Here is a 26,427-nt window from a genome sequence, read left to right as displayed (position 1 = left end):
GTCTCCTGTGTCCGCCACGCGGCGGATTGATCCGAAGGCGCCCTCCCACGCCTGCCGCGTAGCACAAGATCGTGCGCGATTGAGATCGCGGATGACGAAGACGGAAAATTTTCTCAGAGAAATCGTCGCAAGCGAGGCTTGCCTGAACCGGAGATGCCCTCAGAGGAGGTGCATGTCGGCATGGCTCCAGCCGGAGACGATCATGAAGACGCCGATCGCGGCCACCAGCATCGCCGAAAGGTAGGGCGCCTTCGCCATCACCGCGTCGAAGCGCGACGAGCGTGCGGAGATGAAGCCGATGCCGAGCGCGGCGACGGCCCCGACGGCGACGAGCATCAAGGCGAGACCGGTGCTGAAAGCCGCCACCAGCGTGATGCCGAGCCAGAATTTTCCGATCTGGAGGCAGAGAAGCAGCACGGTGATCGCCGCGGCGCACGGAATGAGCCCGCCGGAAAGCCCGAACAGGATCGTCTGCCAGGTCGAGGTCTTGCCCGCCCCGATCCGCGTTTCGAGATCGCGCGCATGCGCGGCGGCATGCGCATCGAGCCCCGCATGATCGTGCTCATGCGGGTGATCATGAGCGTGCGCGTGATCGTACGGATGCGGGTGCTCGTGCCCATGCCCGTGATCGTGCCCATGTTCATGCCCGTGATCGTGCCCACGCACGTGGTCATGCCCGTGATCATGCGCCCCATGCGGATGTGTTCTGGCCGTCCTGGCCGATCGTTGCGTCTGCCATAACATCCACATCGCGATCGCCAGGATGATCGCGCCCGAAATCATCACGAAGAAGGGTTCTGTCTTCTCGCCGATCAACTCGGACCCGAAGCGCATGCCGAGGATCGCCAGAACCCAGACGATGAGCGAATGCGACAGCGCCGCCGCGATGCCGAGAAGGGCCGCCTGCCCCACCGTGCCGCGGATCGCGACGATATAAGCGGCGATCATCGTCTTCGAATGCCCGGGCTCCAACCCGTGCAGCGCGCCGAGAACGAGCGCCATGGCCGCGAGAAGGACCGGATTGCTGCCGCCCGCGGCGATCATCCCGCTCATATCCATGGCGATCCCCTCACAGGTACTTCGAGATTTCCTTGAACTCTTCGACCAGGCTCGCGCGGTCCGCCCCGTCTTCGATGCTGCCGTCGAGGCAGTGGTCGATGTGGTCGTGGATATAGAGGCGCTTCGCCTGCTCGATCGCCTTGGAGACGGCGTGGAGCTGCTGGGCGACGTCCGGACAGGGACGGCCCTCCTCGATCATCTCGATCGTATGCCTGAGATGCCCCTCGGCCCGTTTCAGCCGCTTGACGACGTCGCCGTGAGAACCGTGCTTCATGCAAATGATCCTATCCTCCGGGAGGGGATAGGACAATCGAAAATCTCAGCGCCGTTTGCCGCGCTCGTGAGCCGGCAAATGGAATGGAATTTCCGCTTAAGAGGCTGAAAGCGTGAGGAGTTTTGGACGCCGGCAACCGAACGGTCGAGCCAGCCGGTCCTGAAGCCTAGCCGGTCTCGTCCGTTGCCGTGCAATGCATGTCCCGCTCCACCAGCCGGCCATGCGACATGACGACGGTGCGGGTCGAGACATCGCCGCGGAAACGGTGGTCGTGCGAGACGAGGATCATCGCCTGCGGCAGCGACAGGAGAATCTCTTTCAGCCGCGCCTTGTTGTCGACGTCGAGCGCGTTGGTCGGCTCGTCGAGAAGCAGAACCTCCGGCTCCATCGCCAGAACGGCGGCGAGCGTGACGAGGCGCTTCTCGCCACCGGAGAGCTTGTGGGTGATGCGGTCGCGGAAACTGACGAGGTCGAGCCGCTCCAAAACCTCATCGACGATCGCCATCGCCTCATCGCGGCTCTTGCCGAGATTGAGCGGCCCGAAGGCGATATCTTCCGCGACCGTCGGGCAGAAGAGCTGATCGTCGGGATCCTGGAAGACGAAGCCCGCGCGACAGCGCACCTCGTGGAAATCCTTCTCCTCGCGCCGCGGAGCTCCAAAGGCGGTGATGCGGCCGCGCGATGGCCGCAACAGGCCGACGATGATGTGCAGAAGCGTCGACTTGCCCGCACCGTTATGCCCGCCGATGCACAGCCTCTCGCCCGGCATCAGACACATATCGACGCCCTTGAGGACCGGCGGCCCCGAAGGATAGGCGAAATGGATATCTGAAAGAGCGATGAGTTCAGACATGCGTCATGGCCTCAGCGGATCGCCTGCGCGCCGATGAGACAGGCGAGGAAGACCGTCACGCCCGTCGCGAAAACGGCATCGCGGTAGGTGAAGGCGAGCGTGTCGAACAGCGGCATCCGGCCCGTGAATCCCCGGCATTTCATGGCGCCGAGAATGCGCTCCGACCGCTCGATCGCCCGCACCAGCATCATCCCGACGAGATAGCCGACGGAGCGATAGGTGTGCCGGTTGTTCGAGGGGCGAAATCCGCGCGCCTTCATCGCCATGCGCAGGCGCTGATATTCCTGCTGCAGCACGTCGACATAGCGCACGGTGAACATCAGCAGGTAGATGAGCTTTTCCGGCACCATCAAACGCCTGAGCGCATGGCCGAGCGTCACCGGCTCGGTGGAGCCGACGAGCGCCATCAAGGCCAGGATGACGGCATTCGCCGTCAGCGCGATCTCTGCCGCCTGCCGCAGCCCCTGCCAACTGGCAGGAAACCCGAAGACGGTGAACATCGCATCGCCCGGCACGGTGAAGGGCAGCATGGCGATGAGGAAGATGATGAAGCTGTCCATCATCGCCATGCGTTTGAGCGTCCGCGCAACAGGCAGCCGCGCCGACAGCATCAGAAAGAACGCGGCCAAAAGCCCCGTCGTCAGCACGGCGAGATCCTGCAGGCTCACCATCACGATGGCGAAGGCGACAGCAACCACGATGCGGGTGCGCACGTCGATGCCATCGATCAGCGTGCCCCGGGCCTCGCCCGTATCGGTGAGCGCGCGCCGTCCGGCGGAGAGAACGTGGCTCATCGTCAGGCCGCCGTCATTTTGCGCCGGGCGGCGATATAGAAGGCGACGCCGAAGATGCCGAAGATATAGCCGATCCCGCCGAGAATGCTCTGCATGTCGTGCTTCTCCTTATAGGCGTCGATATCGCGCCTGAGCGGGATCACCTGCTTCTGCACCGCCTCGGTGATCATCTTGTGCTGCGCTTCAAGAAGCGCGGCGAGATCGACGCCGGAGCTTCCGGCGGAAGCCCCTGGCGCCGCCGCAGCGGAAGACGCAGGCTCCGCGGCACCGGCCGCGGCTTCGGCCGCGACAAGCGCCGGCGACGTCGCCTCGGCTCCGCCGATCTCCGGCAGCTCCTCCGCCGACATCCGCACTTGTGCGACATGGCCCGCGCCGAGATTTGCCTTGAAGACGAGCGGCACCGCCTTTTCGGGTTTGTAGGTGAAGGCGCCGGTCTCGTCGGTTACGGTCTCGCCGAGCTTGTTGCCGTCGTCGTCGAAAACCTCGACCGTCGCATCGCTCGCCATGTCGCCGTTGGAAAACCCGATTTCGCCTTCCACCACATCGCCGGACGCATAGACGGAGGCGATGACCTTGTGGGCGAGAGCCTGCGGTGCGGGCAGAAAAGCCAGAAAAACGAGGGCTGCGCAGAGCTTTCTCATAACGCGACCTCCTCGGTGGTGGATCGGTTGAAGGTTGCGAAAAGCTCCGGCTTGACGCGGCGGGCGAGAACCACGGCCGCTCCCGTTACCAGGGCTTCGATGATCATGATCGGGATATGGGCGAAGAAGACGAGCTTGGCGGCCGGGATGAATTCGTCGCCGGACAGCGCCAGAGCGATCGCGACGAAGGCCGTCGTCAGCGCGATCGCGAGCCCCCCGCCGATGGCGCCTGAAATCGCGGCGGTTGTCAGCGAGTTGGAGGCGACCCCGCGCCGGCACAGATAATAGACGATCACCGCCGGCAGAGCGATGTTGAGGGTATTGACCCCGAGCACCGTGAGCCCTCCGAAGCCGAAAAACACCGCTTGCAGGAGAAGCCCGACGAACAGCGCCGGAAAGGCGGCCCAGCCGAGCACCAGCCCGGCCAGACCGTTCATGATGAGATGCACGCTGGAGGGACCGATCGGGACATGGATGAGCGAGGCCACGAAGAATGTGGCGCTCAACACGCCGGCAGCCGGCATCTTTTCCGCCGTCAGCGATTTGAGGCCGAGAGCGATGCCCCCGACTGCGAGCACCGTTCCCCCGATGACGACGTCATTGGCGAGAGCACCGTCGACAATATGCATCGATCCCTCCTGCCGTCACTCGACGTCGTAGGCGCGCACCCAGATGACGGCGTCCTGCGAGAGCTCTTTGCCCTCGAACTCCGTCTTCGGGCCCGTACCGAGCGCGGCAAAGCCCCAGAACCCGGCCTTGGGGACGCCGAAGGTGAAGTAGCCGTTCTCATCGCTCGTCGCGATGACGGCGCCGCCCGGCATCGGCGAGGCTTTGGGTTCGGAGGGCTTGTTGTCGGCCATGGAGGGCTCGGCCGCCATGTATTCGACCTCGATCTCGGCCCCCGCGACCGGCTTGCCTTCCGACAAAACCCGGCCCGTGAAGGTGGAGCCGGCAAGAATGTTGGTCGGGCGATCGAGCGGCACGATTTCCGTCGCAAGCCCTTTGGGCTCGGCCCAATCGGTCGGCAATTGCGCCCGGTTCAGATAGGCCGTGGCGATCTGCTGGATGTAGACGTCCTCGCTCTCCTCGTAATAGGGCTGAGGCACGACGACGAGGGTGTAATCTCCGGCCCGCTTGGCCGGCAGCGTGGCATCGAAGGCCTGCGCGCTGTTTTCGAGCCCCGCGAAGGTGATCGGCTTGAGGCTGTCCTTGAGGTCGATCTTCTTGCCGCGGAAGAGGGCGTAGAACTCTTCCGGCGCACCCATATCCATGACATGGCCGTTCTCGAACGGGTGCCAGAAGATGAGCTTCAGCGGCACGTCGCCCGGCTCGGCGAGGTTCACCTCGGGCGTGTAGATCAGCTGAAAATGCGCTTCGGCTGCTGCGGGAAGAAGGAAGGCCGCCGATGTGAGGGCGGCACAGGCAAACTTACGAAGTTTCATTCGTATCGTCTCTCCAATGACTGTTGCGGACGAACCGCGACAGCGATGCGGAAAGGACGATCGGGGTTTTGGCGAGGATTGGGCGCAAAAAGGATTCCTGGCGCCGTTCCACCGCCAGACGCTCACCCCGGCGTCCGTTGCGGTGCGGCACCGGTCGCCCGGCGTCGCGCGTCAGCGGCAGGTCTCCTGGCTTGCGGGTCACAGCATGGCTTCGTCTTCCCAGCGCCCATGCGCCAGTGACATCTTGAAGCCCTGCTCGCCGCTCACAGTTGCGGGGGCAGCCACGGTTTTGGTCCCTGCTGGGTACGCCTCACCGTGTTCCCTTTTAATCCGGTCGCTTTGCGTCCGGAAACCATTGACGCCCCCATCTGCCGGCTAATGGTCACAATTGTCAATGCCGTGCGGTGCTGGCTGCTATGTCCGGCATGGCTTGCCTATGCGGGCAACAGACGGCGCCGAACGGCGTCCTGCGGAATAAAAAAAGGCCGACCGCACAAGGGCGGCCGGCCTCTTAAAATCAATCGGTGTGACGACGTTCAGTACGCGGCGACCCGCTTGTCGCCGGCGCCGGCGTTCGACTTGCCGCTCTTGCGCAGCATCCGTTCCAGACCGGCCTGGGCGCCCTCGTTTCCGCGGCCACCGTCGCGCCGACCATCGCGGCCACCCTTGCGGTTCTTGGACGCTCCGGCGTCCGCACGCTTTGCCGAACGGCCTGCTTCCGCGCCCTCGGGCCGACGATTGCGGCCCTCTTTCTGGGTCTCGCCATTGCGGCCTTCACTACGGCCTTCACTGCGGCCCTCGCTGCGCGCCTCGAAGGCGGCCGGTTTGCCCGAGCGCCTGCGATTGCAGGAAGGCGAATTGCGCTTGCCGGGCTGGCGTGATCTTTCGTCGCGCCGCTCGCCCGCCTGCTGGCGCCCGTTTTGGGCCTGAGCCTCATCGGCTTCGCCGACGGCCTCCGCGCGCATCGCAACCACCTCGCCACCTTCGCGCCGAGGTGTCGCGCCATGCGCGTCGATCCTCTTGCCGATCAGCTTCTCGATATCGCGCAAGAGCCCGCGCTCGGAATGATCGCACAGCGAGATCGCGATGCCGCTCTTGCCGGCACGTGCCGTACGCCCGATGCGGTGCACATACGCTTCCGGCACGTTCGGCAGCTCGAAATTGACGACATGCGAGACGTCGTCGATATCGATGCCGCGCGCTGCGATATCGGTCGCGACCAGAACGGCCACACGGCCGTTGCGGAAGGCGCCGAGCGCTTTCTCACGCTGATTCTGGCTCTTGTTGCCATGGATCGCCGCAGAACGCAGGCCCGCCTTGTCGAGATGCTGGCTCACCTTGTCGGCACCGCGCTTGGTGCGCGTGAAGACGATCGCACGCTCCATGTCGGCTGCGCCCAGGATATCGACGAGCATGTCGCGCTTGCCGGCGCTTGCCACGTTGATGACGCTTTGCGCGATCTGCTCGATCGGACGAGACACCGGAGCGACGGAGATTTCCGCCGGCTGGCGGAGAAAATCGCCGGCAAGCTTGCGGATCGCCGGCGGCATCGTCGCCGACAGGAGCACCGTCTGGCGCTCGCGCGGCATCTTCGCCAGGATCTTGCGGATCGCCGGCATGAAGCCGAGATCGAGCATCTGGTCGGCCTCGTCGAGCACGACGACATCGGTCTGGTCGAGGCGGACGGCACCGGTCTGCATATGGTCGAGAAGCCGCCCGGGCGTTGCGATGATGAAATCGACGCCGCGCGACAGCGCCTTCACCTGCGGCCCGGGACGGGCGCCGCCGATGACGACCGCCGAGGACATGTTCACAAAGCGCCCATAATTGCGCACGCTGTCGGCGACCTGCTGGGCAAGCTCGCGCGTCGGCACGACGATGAGGGCATGGCATGTGCGCGGTGCGGCCGGCACCATGGTGCGGCTGAGCTTGTCGAGAAGCGGCAGCACGAAGGACGCCGTCTTGCCGGTCCCCGTCTGCGCCGTACCGAGAAGATCGCGGCCGGCAAGCATGGTCGGGATGACCTGCTCCTGAATCGGAGTCGGATTGGTATAGCCTTCGGCGGCAACGGCACGAAGGATCGGCTCGGCAAGGCCGAGTTCATTGAAAAGTGTCAATATGAGCTTTCTCGTCGCGGCCAGCCTGAGACGGCCGGCGCGAGCTGTGTCACTTGGTTTTGGAAGCCTGCGTAGATCAGCTGCCGGGAGCTTACGCCTCAACGGGCGTCTTCGGGGCAACGATCGATACGGAAAGTTGCTTGTGACCACCGACGGCGACGAACGCCTCTACGCGCGGGGTCATCACGCCCTTGAACCACGCCTTGCGGCAATTGGCAACCGCAATCGCGTGCCCGCCCCTAAAAGGAGGCGCGTCGGGCGGCCTGCATCTCGGATCGGGCAGCGTTCGCCGGCGGCGTTCCCCGCCTCTCGCTCTTGCCGCTATCGGCCCGCGCGCGTATCTCCGAGCCTGTTCGCGCTCGGACCGCGAAGCGGCGCTGCAGCGCTCAGTCTTTTTGAGCCGCCGCGTCTCCCGCAGACTGCTCGTATCCAGGTCTTTCTCAGAGGATCTCATTCCGTGACCCGCCTGATCGCCCCGACCCGTCTTTGGATGGATGGCCGCTTTGAGACCGGCCTTGCCGTGGAGATCGAGGCGGGTGCGATCGCCCGCATCCGGCCACTTGGCCCGCATGAGGCGCCCGATCTCGCGCCGCATCTCCTCATCCCCGCCCTCACCGATCTTCAGGTCAATGGCAGCGGCGGCGTCATGCTCAATTCCGATGCGAGCCCCGCCGCGATCGAAACGATCGTCGCCGCCCAGCGCCGCCTCGGCACCGGCTTCCTCCTTCCGACCCTCATCACCACCACGGCTGAACGCATGCGGGCGACCGCCGAGGCGATCATCGAGGCCTGGGGCATGCCGGGTCTCCTCGGCGTGCATCTGGAAGGCCCGCATCTCAACCCGGAGCGCAAAGGCACCCACGACGCCACCCATATGCGGCCGATGGATCGCGCCACCTTGGCGATCTTGGAGCGTCTTCGCGCGGCGGGCATCCCGGTCATGTTGACGCTTGCGCCCGAGATCGTCCCGCCGAACCTCATCCGTGAGATCGCGGAGATGGGGGTCGTCGTTTCAGCCGGCCACAGCGCCGCCGACGCCGCGGAGACGGAGGCGGGCCTTGCCGCCGGCATTTCCTGCTTCACGCATCTTTACAACGCCATGCCGCCGATGACCTCGCGTGCTCCCGGCATCCTCGGCACGGCGCTCGCAAGCAGCGCCTATGCCGGCATCATTGTCGACGGCCACCATGTTTCCTGGCCGATGGTCGCGATCGCCTGCCGCGCCCGCCCGCTCAAAAATCGGACCTTCCTCGTCTCCGACGCCATGGCGACGGTCGGCGGGCCCGACCATTTCGAGCTCTATGGCGAGGAAATTCGCGTGTGCGACGGCGCCCTCGTGAATGCGGCTAGCGCCCTTGCCGGCGCCCATGTCGACCTTCTCACCTGCCTCAGGAACACAGTCTTGCATGTCGGCCTCCCCCTCGAAGAGGCCGTCGCCATGGCAACCGACATCCCGAACGCTGCCATCGGGCTCATCCCCCCGGCGGTCGAGCCCGGCCGCACCGTCGATGAAATCCTCGCCCTCGACGCGGATCTGAACCGCATCGACATCTGACGCGCCGCCGCACCGGCAAACTTCCTTGCGACCGGACGTCCCGACCGATCGAGCTGCCGCACCGCTGACATGATCGCGCGCCACGCCTCGCTTTCATCGCGGCACAGAGCCAACCAAGCAGAGAGAGACGAATGGAGCCTATCGAGACGGACCGGCTGATCCTCAGGCGCTTCGAGACGCGCGATGCCCCGGGGCTCTTCGCCTATTTGAAGGAACCGGCCGTGAGCTGCTTTTTCTCCATGCGGCTTGCCGATCTCGCGGCGGCCGAAGAAGAGGTGAAAAGACGCGCCGAAAGCGACAGCGATGTCGCCGTCTGCCTGCGCGACACGGGCGAGATGATCGGCGATCTCTTCGCCGTGCTCGAAGGCGACGACACCTATGCGCTTGGCTGGAACTTCAACAAGGCTTTCTCCGGCGCGGGATTTGCCACGGAGGCCGCCCGCGGCCTCTTCGCGCATCTCTTCACGACAAAAGGCGCGCGCCGTCTCTACGCCTATGTGGAGGACACCAATTATCCCTCGCAGCACCTCTGCGAGCGGCTCGGCATGCGCCGGGAGGGCCTCTTCATCGAATACGTCTCGTTCATGAAGGACGAGGCCGGCAATCCGGTCTTCGAAAACACCATGCAATACGCGATCCTGCGCAAGGAATGGGAGAGGAAGGCCGGGCTCTGATACGCAAGGGAGAGTGCCGGGCCCCATTCCGGCACCCTGCCGTCACGACCATCCGGACGGCAACGACACCTCCTCGAGCCCGAGCCACGCCGCCATTCTTTCGAGTTCCTCAAGGAGCGCCTCGCGGCTTTCGTCCGGCGCATCCGCCTCGAAATGCACCGCCTGCACGAGAAGCCGTGCGTTCGGTCGGTCCGCCTTGAGATCGACGCGGGCCACCAGATTGTCGCCGAACAGGAACGGCAGCACGTAATAGCCGTACTGCCGCTTGTCCGCCGGGACATAGATCTCGATGCGGTAGCGGAAGCCGAACAGACGCTCGGCGCGGTCTCTTTCCCAGACCAGCGGATCGAATGGGGCGAGAAGCGCCGTCGCATTGATCCGGCGCGGACGGCGGGCCTCGCGATGGAGCCAGGCGTGCCGCCAGCCCGGCACGCTCACAGGCAAAAGAACCCCGTCCTCGGCAAGCGAGGATATCGCCTCTTGTGCCGGCCCCGGCGGTTGCCGGAAATAATCCCGCAATTCGCGATCCGTCGCGATGCCGTGCGCCCGTGCGGCACGCTCGATCAAGGCGCGATGGGCATCCGCCTCAGAAGGCGTCGGCTGATCGAGGACAGAGGCGGGTAAAACGCGCTCGGGAAGGTCGTAGACCCGCTGGAAATTTCCCCGCCGCGTCGCCGTCGTCAGATGACCGGCCCAGAACAGCCATTCGAGCGCCCGCTTGGTGCCGCTCCATTCCCACCAGCCCGGACGGCCCTTGTGTGCCTCGAAATCGGAGACGGAAAGCGGCCCCTCCTCACGGATTCGCTGAAGCACCGCCATGGCCTCCGCCCGATGCTCGCGTGCAAATCGGCGCATCGACGTCCAGCCCGCCTCGCCGCGGTCGGCCTGCGCCATGCGCCAGCGTAGCAAAGGCTGGACCTCGAACGGCACGAGCGAGGCTTCGTGCGCCCAGTATTCGAACAATTTGCGCTGCCGCTTCGGCCCCCAGGCGAGCCTGTCGAGAAGATCACGGTCATAGGCGCCGACCCGGGAAAAAGCCGGGAGATAATGCGCCCGCACCAGAACATTGACGCTGTCGATCTGGTGAAGCTGAACCCGGTCGAGGACCCGGCGCAGGTTCGCCGAGCTCGGATTGGCCGGACGGGCGACACCAAAACCCTGTGCCGCAAGCGCAATGCGGCGCGCCTCGGCCATGCTGATCCTGTCGAGATGATCCATTCCGTTCCTGCGGCGTCCGTATCTTTCCGGACACCCTAGCAGACCGTCTCGCATACCCAGCACGGGCCAGAAACGTTCTTCGGACGGAAAAAGCCGTTGACTCTTATTCTTTTTATATGAACAACCTGGCCGCTATATTTCGCATTGGGGAATTTTCGTGGATCTGGCATCGCTCGCCATCTTCCGCACGGTGGCCCGGGAGCAGAGCATCACCCGCGCCGCTCAATTGCTCGGGCGCGTGCCATCGAACGTCACCACGCGCATTCAGCAACTCGAGGCGGAAATCGGCGTGCCGCTGTTTCAGCGCGACAGGAAGGCCATGACGCTCACGGCCGAAGGCGTGGCGTATCTCGACTATGCCGACCGCATCCTCAATCTTGCCGAGGAAGCGCAACAGCTCGTCAATCCGAAGGAACCCGCCGGCACTCTGCGCGTCGGCTCCATGGAATCGACGGTCGCCGCCCGCCTGCCTCTGCCCCTGGCCGAGTTCAACGCGAAATGGCCGGAAGTGACGATCGATCTGTCGACTGCGCCGACCCGTCAGCTCGTCGACGCCCTGCTCACGCACCGGATCGACTGCGCCTTGATCGCCCTGCCGCCCGGCGCAGCGTGGTTTGGAGCCGACGAGGTGGCGACGACGCCGCTCTTCCGCGAAGAGCTCGTCCTCCTGCTGCCGCCCGGGCATCCGGAAATCGAACGCGCCGAGGAGATCAAGCCCCGCGCGCTTGCCGCATTTGCGCCCGGCTGCACCTATCGCTTTCTCGCCGAGGAATGGGTGACGGATGGCGGCACCAGATCCGCCCGGCTCCAGTTTCAGGAGGTCAGGTCCTATCACGCCATGATCGCCCTGACCGCGGCAGGAACCTGCTTCTCGTTGCTGCCGCGCAGCGTTCTCGATCTCGTACCCGAAGCGGGCCGCTTCACGATCAAGCCGTTGATGACGATCGAGACCTGTCTCGCCGAAAGGCCGGGCTTTAAGACCCCGGCTGTCCTGCAATTTCGGAAGACGCTTCGTGCTTTCTCGGACATCGCCGAGAGCCCCGATGCCCCGCAATGAGATGCCCCGCACTGAGATGCCGTGCCGTGAGATGTCGCGCAATGAACGGCTGGCGGGGATCGCCGCCGCCCTCATCCTCGTCATCGGCATGGGTTTTGGCCGCTTCGCCTTCACCGGCCTCTATCCCTTGATGGTGAAAAGCGGCCAGATCTCCGTCGAGGGCGGCTCCTACGCCGCATCCGCCAATTATGCCGGTTATCTCATCGGCGCGCTGCTCTTGGGCCTCGTGACGGGCGCAGCCGGCCGCAAGCTCTGTGCCTTTTCCGCCATCGCGACGGTCGCCGCGCTCGCAGCGCTCGGCCTGCCGCTGCCGGAATGGCTCATCGTCGTCGTGCGCGGTTTCGCCGGCATCTTCAGCGCCGTCGCCATGGTTGCCGCCTCGCATTGGCTGATCCATGAACGCGGCCATCACGACGGCGCCCCGGCCCTCTTTGCCGGCGTTGGCCTCGGCATCCTCGTCTCCGCCGAACTCGTCGCCGCGGGCGATCTCCTCACCCTGCCAAGTCCTGCCATCTGGCTCGTTCTCGCGGCCGCGGCACTGGCACTCACGATCCTCACGATCATCCTGCAGGCCCGCGTCGACGGCGCCCCGGCTCCAACCCTGCCGCATGAAGCTGACGGCGAGGCCTCCGCCCCGTTCGGAGCGGGCCGCCTCGTTCTCGTCTACGGCCTCGCGGGTTTCGGCTACATCATCACCGCGACCTACCTGCCGCTCCTCGTGCGCACCTCGTTTGCGGACCTCAACCCGCTGCATATCTGGGCCGTGTTCGGGCTCGGCGCCGTGCCGTCCTGCTTTTTCTGGCACGTCCTTCATCGGCGGCTCGGAACCGCAAAGAGCCTTGTCGTCAACCTGCTGCTCCAGGCCGTCGGCGTCGGCCTGCCCGTCATCCACATGCCGGCGGCCTCTCTCGCAAGCGCGCTTCTCGTCGGCGGAACCTTTATGGGGACGGTGACCATCGCCATGCCCGCCGCCCGCAAGATCGCAGCCAAAGCCCGCGTCAACATCCTGGCAGTGATGACGGCCTCCTACGGCGTCGGCCAGATCGTCGGGCCTCTCGTCACCAATGCGCTCTATCGGCAGAGCCAGTCCTTCGACGCGCCGCTCCTGATCGCAAGCGCCGCGCTCTTCATCGCAGCCACGATCTGCATGAAACGAGCGACGCCCGAAAAAGCCTCGGTTTTCAAGGTACGTCGCACCTGAACGAGGGCATGAGAGCGAACGGCCAGAGAGCGCATCCCTCTCCGATGCGGGTCACGGCCGCCGGTCGATCCGCGTTCCCAGGCGCTCCACCGGCAGCCGGATTTCGACGGCAAGGCCAGGGCCGTCCGACGCAAGGATCACGGCATCGCCGCCATGCGCCTGCGCGATCGCCTTGACGATGGGCAGGCCCAGGCCTGAGCCGCCGCCACTCCGCCCTCGCGATTCGTCGGCACGCCAGAACCGCTCGAAAGCGCGCAGCCGGGCCTCGTCGGAGAGGCCCGGCCCGGTGTCGGTGCAGCGGAAGAAGACCTGCTGCCCCGCGACCCCGGTCTCGACATTGACGGTGCTATGCGGTGCGTACCGGCAGCAATTCTCGAGAAGTGCCACGAAGGCCTGTCGCAGGCGCGAGCGATCGCCGCTCGTGACGGCGCTCCTCAGATCCAAGCTCGTTGCGATCCCGGCCTCGCCGAGCTGGTCCTCAAGCGAGGTCAGCGCCGCCTCGGCCTCCACCGCCAGATCGAGACGCGAAGATTGCAGATCGAGCTGACCCGCATTGCTCAGCGCCAAGGTCCGCAATTCCTCTACGATCGCCGACAGATCGTCCACATGCTCGATGAGCCTTCCATAGAGTTCGGCGCTGGGGGCGAAGGCGCCATCCAGGAGGCCCTGCAATCGCCCGCGCAGGATGGTTAAAGGCGTGCGCAATTCATGCGCGATTGCCGAATTCGAATATTGCAGCTCGGCCTCGGCCCGCTGCAGCCGTTCCGCCATCTGGTTGAAGTCGTCGACCAGATCGCCCGCCTCGCCGAAATTGCCCCGGCGCAGGGAGGCGCGTGCGGAGAAATCCCCCTCCGCGACCCGGCGCGCAGCCCCGGCAACCGATTTCAACGGTTCCACGATCCGCCGCGCAAGGATCCAGCCGAGCAATGAGACGGTCGATATGCCGATTCCCAGAAGCAGGCCCAACGTGACGACGTCGCCGGTGCGCAGAAAATCGTCTTCGGTGAACTCCGGATAGAGCCATTCGTAGATGAAGAAAAAATACGCGGTCAGCCCGAAATAGACGACGGCGAAGGCAAGCAGGGTCAACGCGATCATCGCGCGGACGATCAGGGAATTCAGGTTTCTAGCCATGGGGGCTGTCCAGCCGGTAACCCACGCCACGCACACCCGTAAGCAACCCGTCGGCCCCGACCGCCGCCAATTTGCGGCGCAAATTGCTGACATGGCTGTCCACCGTCCGGTCGAGCGCCTCCCCTTCCGGCAGGCAGGCATCGACCAGTTCGGAGCGCTCGAACACCTTGCCCAGGCTCGCGGCCATATGTGCGAGAATACGAAACTCGGTGCGCGTCAGCTCGAGCGCCACTGCGCCCGTCGGGCTTTCCACCTCGACGCGATAAGCCTGTGGGTCCACGCTCAGCGGCCCGACGCGCAGCACCTGCTCGCTGCCGCGCCCCATGGTTCTCCGCAGCACGGCCTTGGCGCGGGCCACGACCTCGAGCGGGTTGAACGGTTTGACGACATAATCGTCGGCACCGATGCGCAGCGCCTGAAGCTTGTCAAGATCCTCGGCCAGCGCCGTGACCATGATCACCGGCGTATCGCCGCGCCGGCGGATCGCCGCCAGCACCTCATAACCGTCCTGTCCCGGCAGCTTGATGTCGAGGACCACAAGATCGGGCCGCAGGCGCAGATGATGCTCGAGCCCGACACGCCCATCGCCCGCGGTGATGGTCCGAAAACCCTCGCGCGACATGTAGGCCGCGATGATGTCGGCAATCTCGGGCTCGTCTTCGACGATCAGAATCAACGCGTTGTTGATGGCCATTCTTCAATTCCCGACACACTGCACCTGCATCTTCACTCGTTTGAGACCCACTGTTTCAGGTTTTTCGCCACGATTTCGGCATGCTCAGCTTGCTGACGGCAACGTAGAGCACGGGCACGAAGAACACCGCCAGCACCGTCGTGGAAAGCATTCCGCCGAACACGCCGGTCCCGATGGCATTCTGGATTTCGGACCCCGCGCCCTGTGCGATCATTAACGGTACGACGCCCAGGATGAAGGCGAGCGAGGTCATCACGATCGGCCGAAGCCGCAACCGGGATGCCCGCAGCAGCGCCCGATAGAGGCTCATTCCGTCATTCCTGAGATGTCGGGCGTACTCGACCAAGAGAATGGCATTCTTGGCGGAAAGCCCGATGATGGTGATCAGCCCCACCTTGAAGAACACGTCATTCTCCATCCCGCGCGCCAGCACGGCCACGACCGCGCCCAGGACGCCGAGGGGCACCACCAGCATGACCGCCAGCGGGATCGACCAGCTTTCGTAGAGGGCCGCGAGCACGAGGAATACGACCAGCATCGAGGCGCCCAGGAGCATGGGGGCCTGCGCTGCGGATTGTCTTTCCTGCAGCGATTGCCCGGTCCATTCGAGCGCGAAGCCTTTTGGCAGACGTTGCGCCAGGCGCTCCATCTCGGCCATCGCCGCGCCGCTCGACACCCCTGGCGCGGCCGAACCTGAGATGCGCGCCGCCGGATAGCCGTTGTAGCGCTCCAATTGCAGGGGTGATGTCTCCCATAAGGGTTCGACGACTTCAGACAACGTCACCATGCCGCCCTCGATGTTGCGGACCTGAAGACGCAGGACATCCTCGACATGCATCCGGGCCGGCGCATCGGCCTGCACCACCACCTGCTGAAGCCGGCCTTTGTTCGGAAAGTCGTTGACGTAGTTCGATCCGATCGCGGTCGAAATCATATCGCTGATCGCCGAGAAGGAAACGCCGAGCGCCAGCGCCTTCTGACGATCGATCTTGAGCGCGATGCTCTGGCCGTCGGGCAGACCCTCCGTCATCACGCCGGTCAAGAGCCTGCTCTCGGATGCGAGCGCGATCAGCTGGTTTTCGGCCGCCTTCAGCGCTGCCGGACCGGAATTGGCCCGATCCTCGAGCCTGAGAGCGAAGCCGGATGTGGTGCCGAGAGATTCGATGGCCGGCGGCTTCATGATCATCGCCGTGCCTTCGGGAATATCCGCCATCGCCGCCTCGGCTGCCGCGATCTCTTCGTTCACCGTGGTCTTGCGCTCGCTCCAATCCTTCATGCTGGTGAAGGCTTGCGCCGCGTTGGGACCGGAGCCGGAAAAGCCGAAGCCCAGAATGACGATGCTCTCGACGATATCGGGACGGGACGCGGTGTGAGCCTCATAGGTTGCGACGATCTCGCGCGTGCGCTCGGCCGTGGCCCCGGCCGGCAGCTCGAACATCGCCATGAAGTTTCCCTGATCCTCTTCCGGCACGAACGACGTCGGCACCCGCGCATAGCCGATGCCGAGCGCCACCAGCAGCACGGCATAGACGACCAGCATCCGCCCGCCCCGCCGCAGCATCCAGCCGACGACACCGGTGTAGCCGGCGCTCAGCGCATCGAACTTTCTGTTGAACCAGCCAAAAAACCCGGCTCTCGCATGCGTGTTCGAAGGCCTCAAAATCGTCGCGCAGAGAGCCGGTGTCAGTGTCAGCGCGAGGAAGGCGGAGAACAGGATCGATACCGCCATCGATACGGTGAACTGGCGATAGATCGCACCGACGGAACCGCCGGCCATCCCCATCGGAATGAAGACGGCAGCCAGAACCAGCGTGATCCCGACGATGGCGCCTGAAATCTCGCGCATCGCCTGACGGGTGGCGTCCCTCGGCGAGAGGCCCTGCCGGGACATGATCCGCTCGACATTTTCCACGACGACGATGGCATCGTCGACGATGATGCCGATGGCGAGCACCATGCCGAACATGGTCAAGACGTTGATCGAATAGCCCACCACCATCATCACCGCGAAGGTGCCCAGAAGCGCGATGGGCGCGACGATGGTCGGGATCAGCGTATAGCGGATCTTCTGTAGGAACAGCAGAATGACCAGGAAGACCAGCACCATCGCCTCGACCAGCGTCTGGACGACTTTGCTGATCGACACTTTTACGAATGGCGCGGTGTTGTAGGAGATCGTGACCGCCATATCCCGGGGCATCGCGAGCTGCAACTCGGCCAGGCGCTTTTCGATGGCGGCGGCGGTGCTGACGGCGTTGGCGCCGGGCGCCATCTGGATCGCGGCGGCAGCCGCGGGCTTGCCATTGCTGCTGACACTGAAGGCAAGGGTCTGAGCGCCGAGTTCCACCCGCGCGACATCCGACAGGAGAAGACGCGAGCCGTCGAGTTGTGCCCTGAGCGGGATCGCGGCGAACTCCTCCGGCGTGGTCAGCTGGCCATGCACCGTTAGCGGCGTCGAGATCTTCGTCCCCGGTACTGTCGGCTCGTCCCCGACCCGGCCGGGAGAAACTTGTGCGTTTTCGCGCCTGATGGCCTCCGTGACGTCGGCCATGGTGAGGTCGTAGGCAGCCAGCTTCGCCGGATCGACCCAGACGCGCATGGCGCGTTCGGAGCCGAATTGCTGCACACGGCCGACGCCCGGCACGCGCTTCAATTCTTCGCTGATATTGCGGGTCAGATAGTCGCCGAGGGCCAGCTCTTCGGTGTCGCCACTGCGAGACTTCAGTGTGATGACCATGAGAAAGCCGGTTTCTGCCGCCTCGACGCTGATGCCAGCGCGCCGGACGGCCTCCGGAAGGCGGGGTTCGGCGTCCTTCAGACGGTTCTGAACGTCCACTTGTGCCAATTCCGGATTGGTTCCGGGTTTGAACGTCACCGTGATATTGGCACCACCCGTCGAGTCGGCACTCGATTCGTAATAGAGCACGTTCTTGACGCTCGAGAGCTCCTTCTCGATGGGCGTCACCACGCTGTCGTTGACGGTCTTCACCGTCGCGCCGGTATAGGTCGCGAATATGCTGATGCTCGGCGGCGCGATGACGGGAAACCGGGCCACCGGCAGCTGCGGAATGGCGACAATTCCGGCGAGCGCGATGAAGATCGCAATCACCCAGGCAAAGACCGGGCGGTCGATGAAAAACTGTGGCATGGGATCTGATCTCTAGAGCTTGCCGGTGGCCGGCGAGACGGCTTGCGTGGCGGCGACCCTTTTCACGCTCATCCCGTCCTGCACGCGGTCCTGCCCGCGAACGACGATGGCTTCTCCGGCCTTCAGCCCGGACGTGACGACGAGACGCCGGCCGATGGCGTCGCCCAGGACCACATCGCGCCGTTCCGCCCGCCCGTCGTCCGCGACGACCACGATCTGCGCCTCGCCGGCACCGTTGCGCACGACGGCATCTTCCGGCACCAGCAACGCATCGGGCAGGAGCCCGCGCGGCAGTCTTGCTCGAACGTACATTCCAGGCAGGAGCCGCAAGCCGGGGTTCTCCACCTCGACGCGGACCGTCGTGTTGCCGGTTCCCGTATCCACCGTCACGTCCGACAAAACGAGCTTGCCGGGACGGGGATGCGGCCTGCCCTCCGCATCGAGGATCTCGACCGGCCCGAGCCCCTGCCTCGCTGCCCTTTGCAATCCGTCGAGCTTGGTTGCCGGCACGCGCAGATCGACATAGACGCGGTCCAGTTCCTGCACCACGGCGAGTTCCGTCTGACTGGAAGTCGATGCGAGAGCCCCCTCATCGGCGAGCGTGCGCCCGACATAGCCTTTGATCGGCGATCTTATGGTGGCAAAATCGAGGTCGAGCTGGCGCCGGTGAAAGACCGCGCGCGCCTCGGCGAGATTGGCCTGCGCCATGGTCAGCTCGTTGAGGGCGTCTTCGTAATCCTTGCGGCTCGTCGCTTTGCTCGCCACGAGCTTTTCGGCGCGTTTCAGGCCGCGCTGCGCATGCTCCAACGCCCCTTCGGCACGCGTCACGCCGGCTCGCGCGGTTTCGCGATCGGCAAGAAGCAGGGCCGGATCGATTTCAAACAGGATGTCGCCCGCCTCGACCTGCGTCCCGCCTTCCGCAAACCGTTTCTTGATGATCCCGCCGACCTGAGGCCGGATCTCGACCCTGCGATAGGCGGCCACGCGCCCGGGCAATTCGTCGATCAAGACGACGCGCTCCGGCGCAAGCGTCATCGTGGTGACCTGCGTCGGACCCTGCGCCTCAGAGGATGCACTTTCGAGCGTCGAACCCGCCTCGCCTCGAAGCACCAGAAACAACGACAGCCCGGCGGCGCAAAGGCCAAAGGCGATGATCGAAAGGCGGGGCGACATGCAACATATCCGTCTCGGGGTCCGGTCCCCTCACTGGCATGCGCCCTTCGACACCCGGTCGAGAAACGGTGGAGATTTCGTGGAGACGCCACCGGCCTCGCCGACCGGATGGTTGGGATCGAGATCTGTTCTGACCGCAGAAAGCCGCCGCATCTTGCGAGGCTGTTGAGGGTTGCCGGGCGACCGCGCAGGCGCAATTCCCGCCCATCGGGATTGACGTTGAAGCCGACAACACCTTACGCTTTTGAATAACGAATATATTCAAACGTCCAATTCAGGAATCGAGAAGTGAACCCTGCCTTCGATATCGAGGCTTTGCGCGCCGTGGTGGCCGGCATCGAGTTGCGCAGTTTCGCGCGGGCGGCGGTCGAGCTCGGACGGTCGCAATCGGCGATCAGCATGCAGCTCAAAAAGCTGGAGCAACAGGCCGGCACCCAGCTCTTCGTCCGAAAGGGGAGAGGCCTGGTTCCGACCGAAGCCGGCGAAGCTCTCGCCGCCTACGCCCGCCAGATCATCGCCCTCAATGACGAAGCCGCGCGCACATTGGGGGCGGCCGTGACCTCGGAGACCGTCCGCCTGGGTCTGCCGCAGGATTTCTTCGACGATGTCATGCCGGCGACGCTCTCCTCGTTCGCGGCGGATCATCGCGAAGCGCATGTGGAGGTCCGCGCCGGTCCGAACCATTCTCTGAGTGACGAAATCCGGGCCGGACGTCTCGATGGAGCAATCGTCTTTTTCCCGGAAGGCGCCGGCGGCGATGGAGAGCATCTCTGCAACCTGCCGATGCGATGGCTCATGCACGAAGCTCTGGCCGACCAGGCGGTGCCCGACAGGATTCCGCTGGTGATGTTCGATCATCCCTGCCTCTTTCGGCAGGCGACGCTCGCCGCGCTCGATAAGACAGACAGGCGCTGGCGCGTGTCGGTGACGACACCGAGCCTGCCCGGGATCTGGGGTGCGCTGCGCTCGAAGCTCGGCATCGCGGTCAGAACCGCACATGGTCTGCCGGGCGACATTGTGTGTGCCGACGACGGTCTCGGATTGCCGAGCCTGCCTGCGATCGAACTGAGGCTGCTCAGGTCGCAAAACGCGACGCCCGCCGCGCACGATCTCTGCGAGGCGCTGCGCCGGGAAACGATCGACCGCGTCGCGCCCTGAGACCCGCGATCCGATGAGTTTGGTGCTGCCTCATCGGATCGGATGCATCGACGTCTCGCACCAAGGATCATGCCGGCGAAGGGAGAGGTCTCACCGTCTCGCTGCCTCTGCCCGCCTCGATCGAGAGATCTTATGCCTCCAACGACACAGCACACGTCCGGGGCTCTCCCCATCGCCGCCACGATCGCCGCCGTCTTCCACGAAGGACGGATTCTTCTGGTCCGTCGGGCAAATCCGCCGGATGCCGGCCGTTGGGGCTTTCCGGGCGGCAAGATCAAAGCCGGAGAGCCGATCGAGGCCGCCGCCGTCCGCGAACTCTTTGAGGAAACGGGGATTTCTGGGCAGGCGCGTCAGGTCTTCACCGCGGTCGATGCCTTCGACCACGACGACAACGGTCGGCTTCGCCGGCATTTCGTGCTGATCGCAGTCCTCTGCGAACACCTTGCCGGAGAACCGGTCGCCGGCGATGACGCCCTTGAGGCGCGATGGTTTCGCCTCGACGAACTGGACGGCGCCGGACTTGCCCTCAGTCTCGATGTCGCCAGGATTGCCCGTCTCGCCGCCGACCTCACCCTGCAGCAGAACGACCATTCATGACCGGGAGCGTCCGGGTCTTTCGTATCGGGTGAAGCCTCTGCCGCATCGCTTTCCGGTGAAGGCGCTCCCCCTCAGGACGTCGCTTTTCCCAACCGCCTGGCGCCGACCTGGAAGACCTAACATACTTCACGAAGTCAAAATCCGCAGTTCATGAATATTCGTTATTCAAAAGTGTAGGGCGCTGCTAGCTTTCCCGTCAATCCCGATATGCGGATCAACCTGCACACCCGCGGTTCGACAAAGGGAAGGCGGACGCGAGATGACCGCAAATGGAACGACGATCGCCCGTGACAATCGCGCCCGTGACAATCGGGGCAATGAAAATCGCGGCAGCTTGATCATCGTGCTCGCCGGCAGCGTCGTCCTCGCCTTGGCTTTCGGCGTGCGGTCGGTCTTCGGCGGCATCATCGAGCCCCTGTCGAGCGACCTGTTCGGTGGCAGCATCGAAGTCTTCTCGCTGTCGATCGCCATTCAGAACCTCGTCTGGGGCCTGGCGCAGCCGGGCTTCGGGATCATCGCCGACAAGTTCGGGGACCGGCGCGCCCTGTGGCTCGGCTTTCTCTGCTATGTCGCCGGGATGCTGGTGACCGTCGTCGGCACCACGCCGCTGGCGCAGCATCTGGGCGCCGGCCTCCTCGTCGGCATGGGGATTTCCGGCACGGCGTTCGGGGTCGTCCTCGCCGTCGTCGGACGGGCGGCGCCGGTCGAAAAACGCGGCCGCTATCTCGGCATCACCTCCGCCATGGGGTCGACCGGACAGGTCGTCCTGCCGCTTCTCGTCTCCTGGCTGATCGAATGGCTCGACTGGCGAATGACGCTGGTCGTCGTCACCTTCGCCCTCGCCCCCATGGCCCTGTGCATCCCGTTTCTTCGTGCACACGTCGCCGACGGCAGTCCGAGGATCGACGATGCCGACAGCGCTTCGATCACGCAGACCGTCCGAAAGGCATTCGGACATTCGAGCTATACGTTGCTCAGCGCCGGCTTCTTCGTCTGCGGCTTCCATCTCGCCTTCATCACCGCCCACCTTCCGAACTACGTGCAGAATTTCTGCGTCTCGACAGCCTCTGCAGCCGAGCTGCGGGCGCTCGGCCTCCAGGCGCTTGCCCTTGCCGGCTTCGCCAACATCTTCGGCACGCTCTTCGCCTCGCATCTCGGCACCCGATTTCCGAAACCCTATGTGCTGGCCGCGATTTACGCGCTCCGGGCGCTCGCCATCCTGATCTTCATCTCGCTGCCGGTGACGCCCGCTTCGGTCTTGATCTTCGCGCTCGTCATGGGCGGGCTCTGGCTGTCGACCGTGCCGCTGACGAGCGCACTGGTTTTGACCATGTTCGGCCCGCGCGCGATGGGAACCCTGTTCGGCTTCGTGTTCCTGAGCCACCAGCTCGGCGGCTTTGCCGGGGTCTGGCTCGGCGGCCTGTTCTTCGACCGCTACGGAAGTTACGATCAGATCTGGTATCTTGCGATCGGCCTTGGCGTCCTCTCGGCCGTCGCACATCTTCTCGTTCAGGAGCGTGCGGCTCCCCGCATCGGCCTCGCCTATGGCGAATGACCTTGTTCTGCTCTGGCTTGCGGCGCTTCCGCTCATGGGAAGTCCCGGACCCGCCACGATGAGCCTTGCCGGGCTCGGCATGGCCTTCGGCTTTCGCGCCAGCCTCGGCTACCTTGTCGGCATCATCGTGGGCACGACCGGCGTCCTTGTGATGATCGCGACGGGCGTGACCACCCTGATCCTGGCCCAGCCGGTCTTCCTCACCGCACTGACGATCCTCGCCGGGATCTACATCCTCTATCTCGCCTGGAAAATCGCGACGGCCCCCGTCGGCCCGCTCGCGCCGCGCGCGGAGGAGGCGCCGGCCTTCGTGCCAGGCTTCAGTCTGGCGATCGCAAATCCGAAGGCTTTTGCCGCGATCGGAGCCGTCTATGCGGGACACACCGTCATTGCGGACGATCTCACGGCCGATGCCGTCTGCAAGCTCGCCGCACTCGCGCTCGTCATCGTGATCGTCAACACGGCCTGGCTCGCCTTTGGTGCGATCTTCTCACGTATGCTGACAGACCCGGCAATCGGACGCGCCGTGAATGTCGTCTTTGCGGTCATGCTGGTGGCATCCGTCGGTTTTGCCCTCCTTTCCGCGGAGGGATGATATCCGGCGCTCTGCCCGTCAACGTCGCGCCGTCGCGGGCCCGATGACCGACAAGACGCCCCTCACGGCAGAAGAACCAGGCTGCCCGTCGTGCGGCCGGCCTCGAGTTCAGCATGCGCTTTCGCGGCCTCGTTCAGCCGGTACTGCCCGCCGATCTCGGCGGTGATCCCAGATCCAAACGCCGCGATGACCGCCTTCGCGGCTTCCGGATAGCGCGCCTGATCGGCCGCATAGGCCATGACGCTGGGTTTCGCCAATGTCGCCGTTCCCAGTTCATCGATCCCAATCGGAGGCACCGGACCCGCCACCCAGCCGATGCTGGCGACGGCACCGAAGGGGCGCACGCTCCGCAGCGATTGCCGCAGCATGTCCCCACCGATGCCATCGATCGCGAAATCGGCGCCTTGTCCACCTGTCAGGTTCAGAACTTCGCGCACCACATCGGCGGTGCGTCCGACGATGACGTGATCGACACCATTGGTTGTGGCGAAAGCCGCCTTCTCTTCAGTACTGACGGTGCCGATCACCACGGCCCCGAGCGTTTTGGCCCAGCGGGTGAGCATCACACCGAGCCCGCCGGCGGCGGCATGAACGAGCAGGACTGATCCGTCCCGCACCGGATGACTGACCGTAAGCAACATATGCGCGGTCAGGCCACGCAGCATCGACGCCGCGGCAATCTCGAAAGGGACCTCCGGCGGCAGCCGAACGGCCCGCCAGGCGGGCACGAGCCGCGTTGAAGCGTAGCCGCCGGGAACGCCGGCATAGACCACGCGGTCGCCGACCCGAAGTCCCTCGACATCGGGCCCGATGGCCTCGACGATCCCGGCACCCTCGACACCGGGAATCCCCGGCGCCGGCAACGGGTAAAGTCCCCGGCGGTGATAGATATCGATGAAACTGACGCCAATGGCATGCTGGCGCAGCCGAATCTCGCCGGGACCCGGCGCCCTGGGCTCCGCCTCCACCACCTGAAGCATCTCCGGCTCGCCGGGTGCTACGATCCGAACCTCAATATCCACCATCTGGGCCTCCATCTGTTCGGCACGAGGATGACGGCTCACACGGCGTGAGAAAATTCCCTTTTTCTGCACCCGGCCTGTGAATATATTGACATATGGATTGGGAGAACCTGCGCCATTATTCGGTTTTTGCCACCCATGGCAGTCTCGCAGGCGCTGCGCGCGTCCTCGGGGTGGAGCATGCAACGGTCGCCCGCCGGATCGCCGCGCTCGAGGCGCATCTTCAGGTCAAGCTGGTCGACCGGCGCGGCCGGCGTCTGACACTGACGCCGGACGGCGAGCGGATCGCGGCCATCGCCCGGACCATGGAATCGGGCGCCGAAGCGATTGCGCGCGCGGCGGCCGGAGCACGCGCCGAACTGAGCGGAGAAGTCGTCATCAGCGCACCGCCGGCTTACGCGACCGCTCGGCTCGCCGCGCCGCTCGCAGCCTTGCGAAAACGCCATCCCAAGCTGGAGATAAGGCTCCTCGGCGAGTTTCGGAGTTCCGCCCTGGAAAGACGCGAGGCCGATATCGCCGTCCGGCTGAGCCGCCCCGAAACGGGCGAATTTACGATCACGAAACTCGGGGTGATGACGTTTCGTCTCTATGCGAGCCGGTCCTATCTGGACGAGACGCCGGAGCCTGACCGGACATTCATCGGCTATGACGGGTCCATGGCGACCGCGCCGCAAGAGGTGAGACTTCGGGAAATCGCAGCAGGCAGACCCATCGCCTTCACCGCCAGCACTGCGGAAATCCAGCTCGCAGCAGCAAAGGCGGGCGCCGGCATTGCGATCTTGCCAGACTTCATGGCCGAACAAGACGGGATGCTTGTCGCCGTGAGCGACGATGGACCTGTCTTCCGGCGCGACATCTGGCTGGTGGTTCACTCCGACATGAAGGCCGTGGAAAGGATCCGCGTCACGATCGAGGCTTTGAAAACCGCACTTGCGCAAGAGCATGGAACGAGCTGAGACCGCAGGCTCTCAGAATGCCTCCGGGGGCCTTCGCCCCTGACGCCTGAAGGCGAAGCTCCGATCCGATGCCGGCCCTCGAAGATCCGTCATTGGGCGCAATCGGAACGGACGCCCGGGCGTTTTGGGCTGCCGATGGCCACATCGCGCCTTCGGAGAGCACCTCCGAGCCGTGAAACGCCCCAGGTCGCTCCACCACCGAAACCTCTGATGCCCGTCGTGTCTCCGCGCACCCGGATCGGAGACCGCGCCCCGGCTCTCGTCCCCGGGTTCCCCCGTTCCGCCGGCGTCTAAAAAGTCGTCATATAGAGTTTCAGCTTCCCGTCTTCGGCCAGATCCTTCGGCGTGACGATCGCCTCGGCTTGGATGCGGTCCCAGCACGCTTGCCGGGACATGCCTCCCGATTGGCATTCGGGGCGCGCACGCCAGTCGTTCAGGAGAAACCGGCGCCCCGCCTCCGTGTCGAAGTTCAGATCCGCGATCTTGCGCAGATGTCCGATCGGATGACCGATATCCCGGAAGATCTTGAAAATCAGCTCCGCGCTGTAAATCGCCTCCGAATCCGGCCGATAGAAGTCATCGTACGGGAAGTAGTAATAATCATAGGCCGCGAGCGAGGCGGGACTGTTCAGCTGTCCGGCCGGCCGATAATCTTTCTTCGTCACATAGATCGCAAATTTCTGATCGACGCCCGCCTCTATGAAGTCCTCCAGAGGCATTTCGTCGACGCCCAGCGTCTCCGGCGAGGATTGCATGACATAAGGGCCTCCACCGGTCATCCGGATGATCCCGACATGCGTGTAGGGGCTCTCCGTCGCAAGGCTGAGAGCCGTTCCTTCAAGGCCGTCGCGCTGCTGGAAGATCAACGCCCCGCTCGGCGGAATCTTGTCGAAAAAGTACCTTTCGACGACACTCTCGCCTGACTCTGCAAAGGCGCTGACCGAGAAACTCAGCGCCGCGGCCGCAATGGCCGCCGCAGCAGCAATGGCCAAGGAAAGACATCGGCGCAGCTTCGTCGTCATCACGACCCATCCATCGTCTTACGTTGAGCCAATGCTCAAGGCAGGTCCCGACGCAGCCCCACGCTCCGCCTCCCCCTCAGCGCGCGAGCGGCGCTTGAAAGCCGGCCCCATCACCTGTCGCTTCCCGCCAGGCGCGTCGCGAGTCCCGAAGCAAAACCTTGCACAGGCTCGGCCCGGCGGGATCCGTCCCTTCACATTTTCTGAAGTCTCACTTCGTCGATATTCGCGATCAGAAAGTGTAGAAGGGCGGCGCCTCCCGGGTCAATCCCGCTGGCAGACCACCGCGATGCCTGACGGGCCGGAATCGCGGCCTGCGCGCTGGCCGCGGCGGGATCGGGGATAGCGGTCGGGCCGGCGGGGTATTTTGTTGCGTTGTCGGGGCGCCGCTTTTTGGGCCCCAGAACGCGCAAAAGCCCCGCTTGGTGTGCGGGGCTTTGGGGGATTGTTTTGATATGGTTGCGGGGAGAGGATTTGAACCTCTGACCTTC

The 26,427-nt window shown here is 64.6% G+C and carries 25 protein-coding genes and 1 riboswitch; of the genes, 9 read left to right on the top strand and 16 right to left on the bottom strand.

Annotated features, from left to right (window positions below):
• Positions 1-159 precede the first annotated feature (159 nt).
• From BLP76_RS17635 to BLP76_RS17600, 8 genes are all read right to left on the bottom strand, one after another.
• A complete protein-coding gene (locus BLP76_RS17635; protein WP_139163772.1) occupies positions 160-1,059 on the bottom strand; it encodes a nickel/cobalt efflux transporter in 900 nt (299 codons plus the stop codon).
• Between the two features lie 10 nt (positions 1,060-1,069).
• The gene (locus BLP76_RS17630; protein WP_092816389.1) at positions 1,070-1,333 is read right to left on the bottom strand and encodes a metal-sensing transcriptional repressor; all 264 of its coding nucleotides are present in this window, start codon (positions 1,331-1,333) and stop codon (positions 1,070-1,072) included.
• Positions 1,334-1,499: 166 nt separating this feature from the next.
• Complete coding sequence (locus BLP76_RS17625) at positions 1,500-2,186, bottom strand: energy-coupling factor ABC transporter ATP-binding protein (protein WP_092816387.1); 687 nt, start codon at positions 2,184-2,186, stop codon at positions 1,500-1,502.
• An 11-nt stretch (positions 2,187-2,197) separates the two neighbouring features.
• Positions 2,198-2,980, bottom strand: coding sequence for a cobalt ECF transporter T component CbiQ (gene cbiQ / locus BLP76_RS17620; protein WP_092816385.1), 783 nt, complete (start codon positions 2,978-2,980; stop codon positions 2,198-2,200).
• 2 nt (positions 2,981-2,982) lie between these two features.
• On the bottom strand, positions 2,983-3,621 hold the full coding sequence (locus tag BLP76_RS17615; protein WP_092816383.1) for a hypothetical protein: 639 nt from the start codon (positions 3,619-3,621) through the stop codon (positions 2,983-2,985).
• Entirely contained in the window at positions 3,618-4,250 is a 633-nt protein-coding gene (gene cbiM, locus BLP76_RS17610; RefSeq protein ID WP_092816381.1) for a cobalt transporter CbiM, read from the bottom strand. The genes BLP76_RS17615 and cbiM overlap by 4 nt, the downstream gene beginning before the upstream one ends.
• A gap of 15 nt (positions 4,251-4,265) precedes the next feature.
• Positions 4,266-5,063: a DUF4198 domain-containing protein gene (locus BLP76_RS17605; protein WP_092816379.1), complete on the bottom strand. Its 798-nt coding sequence runs from the start codon at positions 5,061-5,063 to the stop codon at positions 4,266-4,268.
• A gap of 159 nt (positions 5,064-5,222) precedes the next feature.
• A riboswitch (cobalamin riboswitch) is annotated at positions 5,223-5,435 on the bottom strand.
• Between the two features lie 164 nt (positions 5,436-5,599).
• On the bottom strand, positions 5,600-7,180 hold the full coding sequence (locus BLP76_RS17600) for a DEAD/DEAH box helicase (RefSeq protein ID WP_092816377.1): 1,581 nt from the start codon (positions 7,178-7,180) through the stop codon (positions 5,600-5,602).
• Between the two features lie 457 nt (positions 7,181-7,637).
• On the opposite strand from BLP76_RS17600, the gene BLP76_RS17595 reads away from it, so the two are divergent.
• Together BLP76_RS17595 and BLP76_RS17590 are read left to right on the top strand one after the other, a co-directional pair.
• Positions 7,638-8,735 (top strand): N-acetylglucosamine-6-phosphate deacetylase, encoded by a 1,098-nt coding sequence (locus BLP76_RS17595; RefSeq protein ID WP_092816375.1) that lies wholly within the window; start codon positions 7,638-7,640, stop codon positions 8,733-8,735.
• Between the two features lie 131 nt (positions 8,736-8,866).
• The gene (locus BLP76_RS17590) at positions 8,867-9,409 is read left to right on the top strand and encodes a GNAT family N-acetyltransferase (RefSeq protein ID WP_092816373.1); all 543 of its coding nucleotides are present in this window, start codon (positions 8,867-8,869) and stop codon (positions 9,407-9,409) included.
• Positions 9,410-9,451: 42 nt separating this feature from the next.
• Here BLP76_RS17590 and BLP76_RS17585 read toward each other — a convergent pair whose 3' ends face one another.
• Positions 9,452-10,627, bottom strand: coding sequence for a winged helix-turn-helix domain-containing protein (locus tag BLP76_RS17585; protein ID WP_092816371.1), 1,176 nt, complete (start codon positions 10,625-10,627; stop codon positions 9,452-9,454).
• 157 nt (positions 10,628-10,784) lie between these two features.
• On the opposite strand from BLP76_RS17585, the gene BLP76_RS17580 reads away from it, so the two are divergent.
• Together BLP76_RS17580 and BLP76_RS17575 are read left to right on the top strand one after the other, a co-directional pair.
• Positions 10,785-11,684: a LysR family transcriptional regulator gene (locus BLP76_RS17580; protein WP_092816370.1), complete on the top strand. Its 900-nt coding sequence runs from the start codon at positions 10,785-10,787 to the stop codon at positions 11,682-11,684.
• Between the two features lies 1 nt (position 11,685).
• A complete protein-coding gene (locus BLP76_RS17575; protein WP_244514659.1) occupies positions 11,686-12,885 on the top strand; it encodes a YbfB/YjiJ family MFS transporter in 1,200 nt (399 codons plus the stop codon).
• A 51-nt stretch (positions 12,886-12,936) separates the two neighbouring features.
• Here BLP76_RS17575 and BLP76_RS17570 read toward each other — a convergent pair whose 3' ends face one another.
• The 4 genes from BLP76_RS17570 to BLP76_RS17555 are packed head-to-tail and all read right to left on the bottom strand — an operon-like array spanning position 12,937 to position 19,034.
• Positions 12,937-14,019, bottom strand: a complete 1,083-nt coding sequence (locus BLP76_RS17570) for an ATP-binding protein (protein ID WP_244514658.1) — start codon at positions 14,017-14,019, stop codon at positions 12,937-12,939.
• Positions 14,012-14,713 (bottom strand): response regulator, encoded by a 702-nt coding sequence (locus BLP76_RS17565; protein ID WP_207145390.1) that lies wholly within the window; start codon positions 14,711-14,713, stop codon positions 14,012-14,014. Before BLP76_RS17565 ends, BLP76_RS17570 begins: the two co-directional genes overlap by 8 nt.
• Positions 14,714-14,768: 55 nt before the next feature.
• On the bottom strand, positions 14,769-17,861 hold the full coding sequence (locus BLP76_RS17560) for a multidrug efflux RND transporter permease subunit (protein WP_092816368.1): 3,093 nt from the start codon (positions 17,859-17,861) through the stop codon (positions 14,769-14,771).
• Between the two features lie 12 nt (positions 17,862-17,873).
• A complete protein-coding gene (locus BLP76_RS17555) occupies positions 17,874-19,034 on the bottom strand; it encodes an efflux RND transporter periplasmic adaptor subunit (protein WP_092816366.1) in 1,161 nt (386 codons plus the stop codon).
• A 288-nt stretch (positions 19,035-19,322) separates the two neighbouring features.
• On the opposite strand from BLP76_RS17555, the gene BLP76_RS17550 reads away from it, so the two are divergent.
• From BLP76_RS17550 to BLP76_RS17535, 4 genes are all read left to right on the top strand, one after another.
• Entirely contained in the window at positions 19,323-20,192 is an 870-nt protein-coding gene (locus BLP76_RS17550) for a LysR substrate-binding domain-containing protein (protein WP_200170591.1), read from the top strand.
• A 132-nt stretch (positions 20,193-20,324) separates the two neighbouring features.
• The gene (locus BLP76_RS17545) at positions 20,325-20,789 is read left to right on the top strand and encodes an NUDIX hydrolase (RefSeq protein WP_092816364.1); all 465 of its coding nucleotides are present in this window, start codon (positions 20,325-20,327) and stop codon (positions 20,787-20,789) included.
• A gap of 259 nt (positions 20,790-21,048) precedes the next feature.
• Positions 21,049-22,344 carry an MFS transporter gene (locus tag BLP76_RS17540; protein WP_092816362.1) on the top strand — a complete coding sequence of 432 codons (1,296 nt, stop codon included), beginning with the start codon at positions 21,049-21,051 and terminating at the stop codon, positions 22,342-22,344.
• Positions 22,334-22,939, top strand: coding sequence for a LysE family translocator (locus BLP76_RS17535; RefSeq protein WP_092816360.1), 606 nt, complete (start codon positions 22,334-22,336; stop codon positions 22,937-22,939). The genes BLP76_RS17540 and BLP76_RS17535 overlap by 11 nt, the downstream gene beginning before the upstream one ends.
• Positions 22,940-23,001: 62 nt before the next feature.
• Here the strand turns inward: BLP76_RS17535 and BLP76_RS17530 are convergent, their stop codons facing one another.
• Positions 23,002-23,961, bottom strand: a complete 960-nt coding sequence (locus BLP76_RS17530; protein WP_092816466.1) for a quinone oxidoreductase family protein — start codon at positions 23,959-23,961, stop codon at positions 23,002-23,004.
• 95 nt (positions 23,962-24,056) lie between these two features.
• Between BLP76_RS17530 and BLP76_RS17525 the strand changes: the two genes are divergently transcribed.
• A complete protein-coding gene (locus BLP76_RS17525) occupies positions 24,057-24,917 on the top strand; it encodes a LysR family transcriptional regulator (RefSeq protein WP_092816358.1) in 861 nt (286 codons plus the stop codon).
• Between the two features lie 290 nt (positions 24,918-25,207).
• On the opposite strand, the gene BLP76_RS17520 is transcribed toward BLP76_RS17525, so the two are convergent.
• Complete coding sequence (locus BLP76_RS17520) at positions 25,208-25,939, bottom strand: YiiX/YebB-like N1pC/P60 family cysteine hydrolase (RefSeq protein ID WP_092816356.1); 732 nt, start codon at positions 25,937-25,939, stop codon at positions 25,208-25,210.
• A 191-nt stretch (positions 25,940-26,130) separates the two neighbouring features.
• On the bottom strand, positions 26,131-26,427 hold a 297-nt coding region (locus BLP76_RS18960; RefSeq protein WP_210183564.1), incomplete at its 5' end, for a hypothetical protein.

The sequence above is a fragment of the Afifella marina DSM 2698 genome (assembly GCF_900102695.1).
In the GTDB taxonomy this organism is placed as follows: Bacteria; Pseudomonadota; Alphaproteobacteria; order Rhizobiales; family Afifellaceae; genus Afifella; species Afifella marina.
Note: the sequence above shows the minus strand (reverse complement) of the source record. Positions and strands in the feature narration are given on the sequence as shown.

What these genes read in the sequence shown, in the direction of transcription:
- BLP76_RS17635 (WP_139163772.1), bottom strand. Translation starts at nt 1,059, where the DNA reads ATGGATATGAGCGGGATGATCGCCGCGGGCGGCAGCAATCCGGTCCTT.
- BLP76_RS17630 (WP_092816389.1), bottom strand. Translation starts at nt 1,333, where the DNA reads ATGAAGCACGGTTCTCACGGCGACGTCGTCAAGCGGCTGAAACGGGCC.
- BLP76_RS17625 (WP_092816387.1), bottom strand. Translation starts at nt 2,186, where the DNA reads ATGTCTGAACTCATCGCTCTTTCAGATATCCATTTCGCCTATCCTTCG.
- cbiQ (WP_092816385.1), bottom strand. Translation starts at nt 2,980, where the DNA reads ATGAGCCACGTTCTCTCCGCCGGACGGCGCGCGCTCACCGATACGGGC.
- BLP76_RS17615 (WP_092816383.1), bottom strand. Translation starts at nt 3,621, where the DNA reads ATGAGAAAGCTCTGCGCAGCCCTCGTTTTTCTGGCTTTTCTGCCCGCA.
- cbiM (WP_092816381.1), bottom strand. Translation starts at nt 4,250, where the DNA reads ATGCATATTGTCGACGGTGCTCTCGCCAATGACGTCGTCATCGGGGGA.
- BLP76_RS17605 (WP_092816379.1), bottom strand. Translation starts at nt 5,063, where the DNA reads ATGAAACTTCGTAAGTTTGCCTGTGCCGCCCTCACATCGGCGGCCTTC.
- BLP76_RS17590 (WP_092816373.1), top strand. Translation starts at nt 8,867, where the DNA reads ATGGAGCCTATCGAGACGGACCGGCTGATCCTCAGGCGCTTCGAGACG.
- BLP76_RS17585 (WP_092816371.1), bottom strand. Translation starts at nt 10,627, where the DNA reads ATGGATCATCTCGACAGGATCAGCATGGCCGAGGCGCGCCGCATTGCG.
- BLP76_RS17575 (WP_244514659.1), top strand. Translation starts at nt 11,686, where the DNA reads ATGCCCCGCACTGAGATGCCGTGCCGTGAGATGTCGCGCAATGAACGG.
- BLP76_RS17570 (WP_244514658.1), bottom strand. Translation starts at nt 14,019, where the DNA reads ATGGCTAGAAACCTGAATTCCCTGATCGTCCGCGCGATGATCGCGTTG.
- BLP76_RS17565 (WP_207145390.1), bottom strand. Translation starts at nt 14,713, where the DNA reads ATGGCCATCAACAACGCGTTGATTCTGATCGTCGAAGACGAGCCCGAG.
- BLP76_RS17560 (WP_092816368.1), bottom strand. Translation starts at nt 17,861, where the DNA reads ATGCCACAGTTTTTCATCGACCGCCCGGTCTTTGCCTGGGTGATTGCG.
- BLP76_RS17555 (WP_092816366.1), bottom strand. Translation starts at nt 19,034, where the DNA reads ATGTCGCCCCGCCTTTCGATCATCGCCTTTGGCCTTTGCGCCGCCGGG.
- BLP76_RS17545 (WP_092816364.1), top strand. Translation starts at nt 20,325, where the DNA reads ATGCCTCCAACGACACAGCACACGTCCGGGGCTCTCCCCATCGCCGCC.
- BLP76_RS17540 (WP_092816362.1), top strand. Translation starts at nt 21,049, where the DNA reads ATGACCGCAAATGGAACGACGATCGCCCGTGACAATCGCGCCCGTGAC.
- BLP76_RS17535 (WP_092816360.1), top strand. Translation starts at nt 22,334, where the DNA reads ATGGCGAATGACCTTGTTCTGCTCTGGCTTGCGGCGCTTCCGCTCATG.
- BLP76_RS17525 (WP_092816358.1), top strand. Translation starts at nt 24,057, where the DNA reads ATGGATTGGGAGAACCTGCGCCATTATTCGGTTTTTGCCACCCATGGC.
- BLP76_RS17520 (WP_092816356.1), bottom strand. Translation starts at nt 25,939, where the DNA reads ATGACGACGAAGCTGCGCCGATGTCTTTCCTTGGCCATTGCTGCTGCG.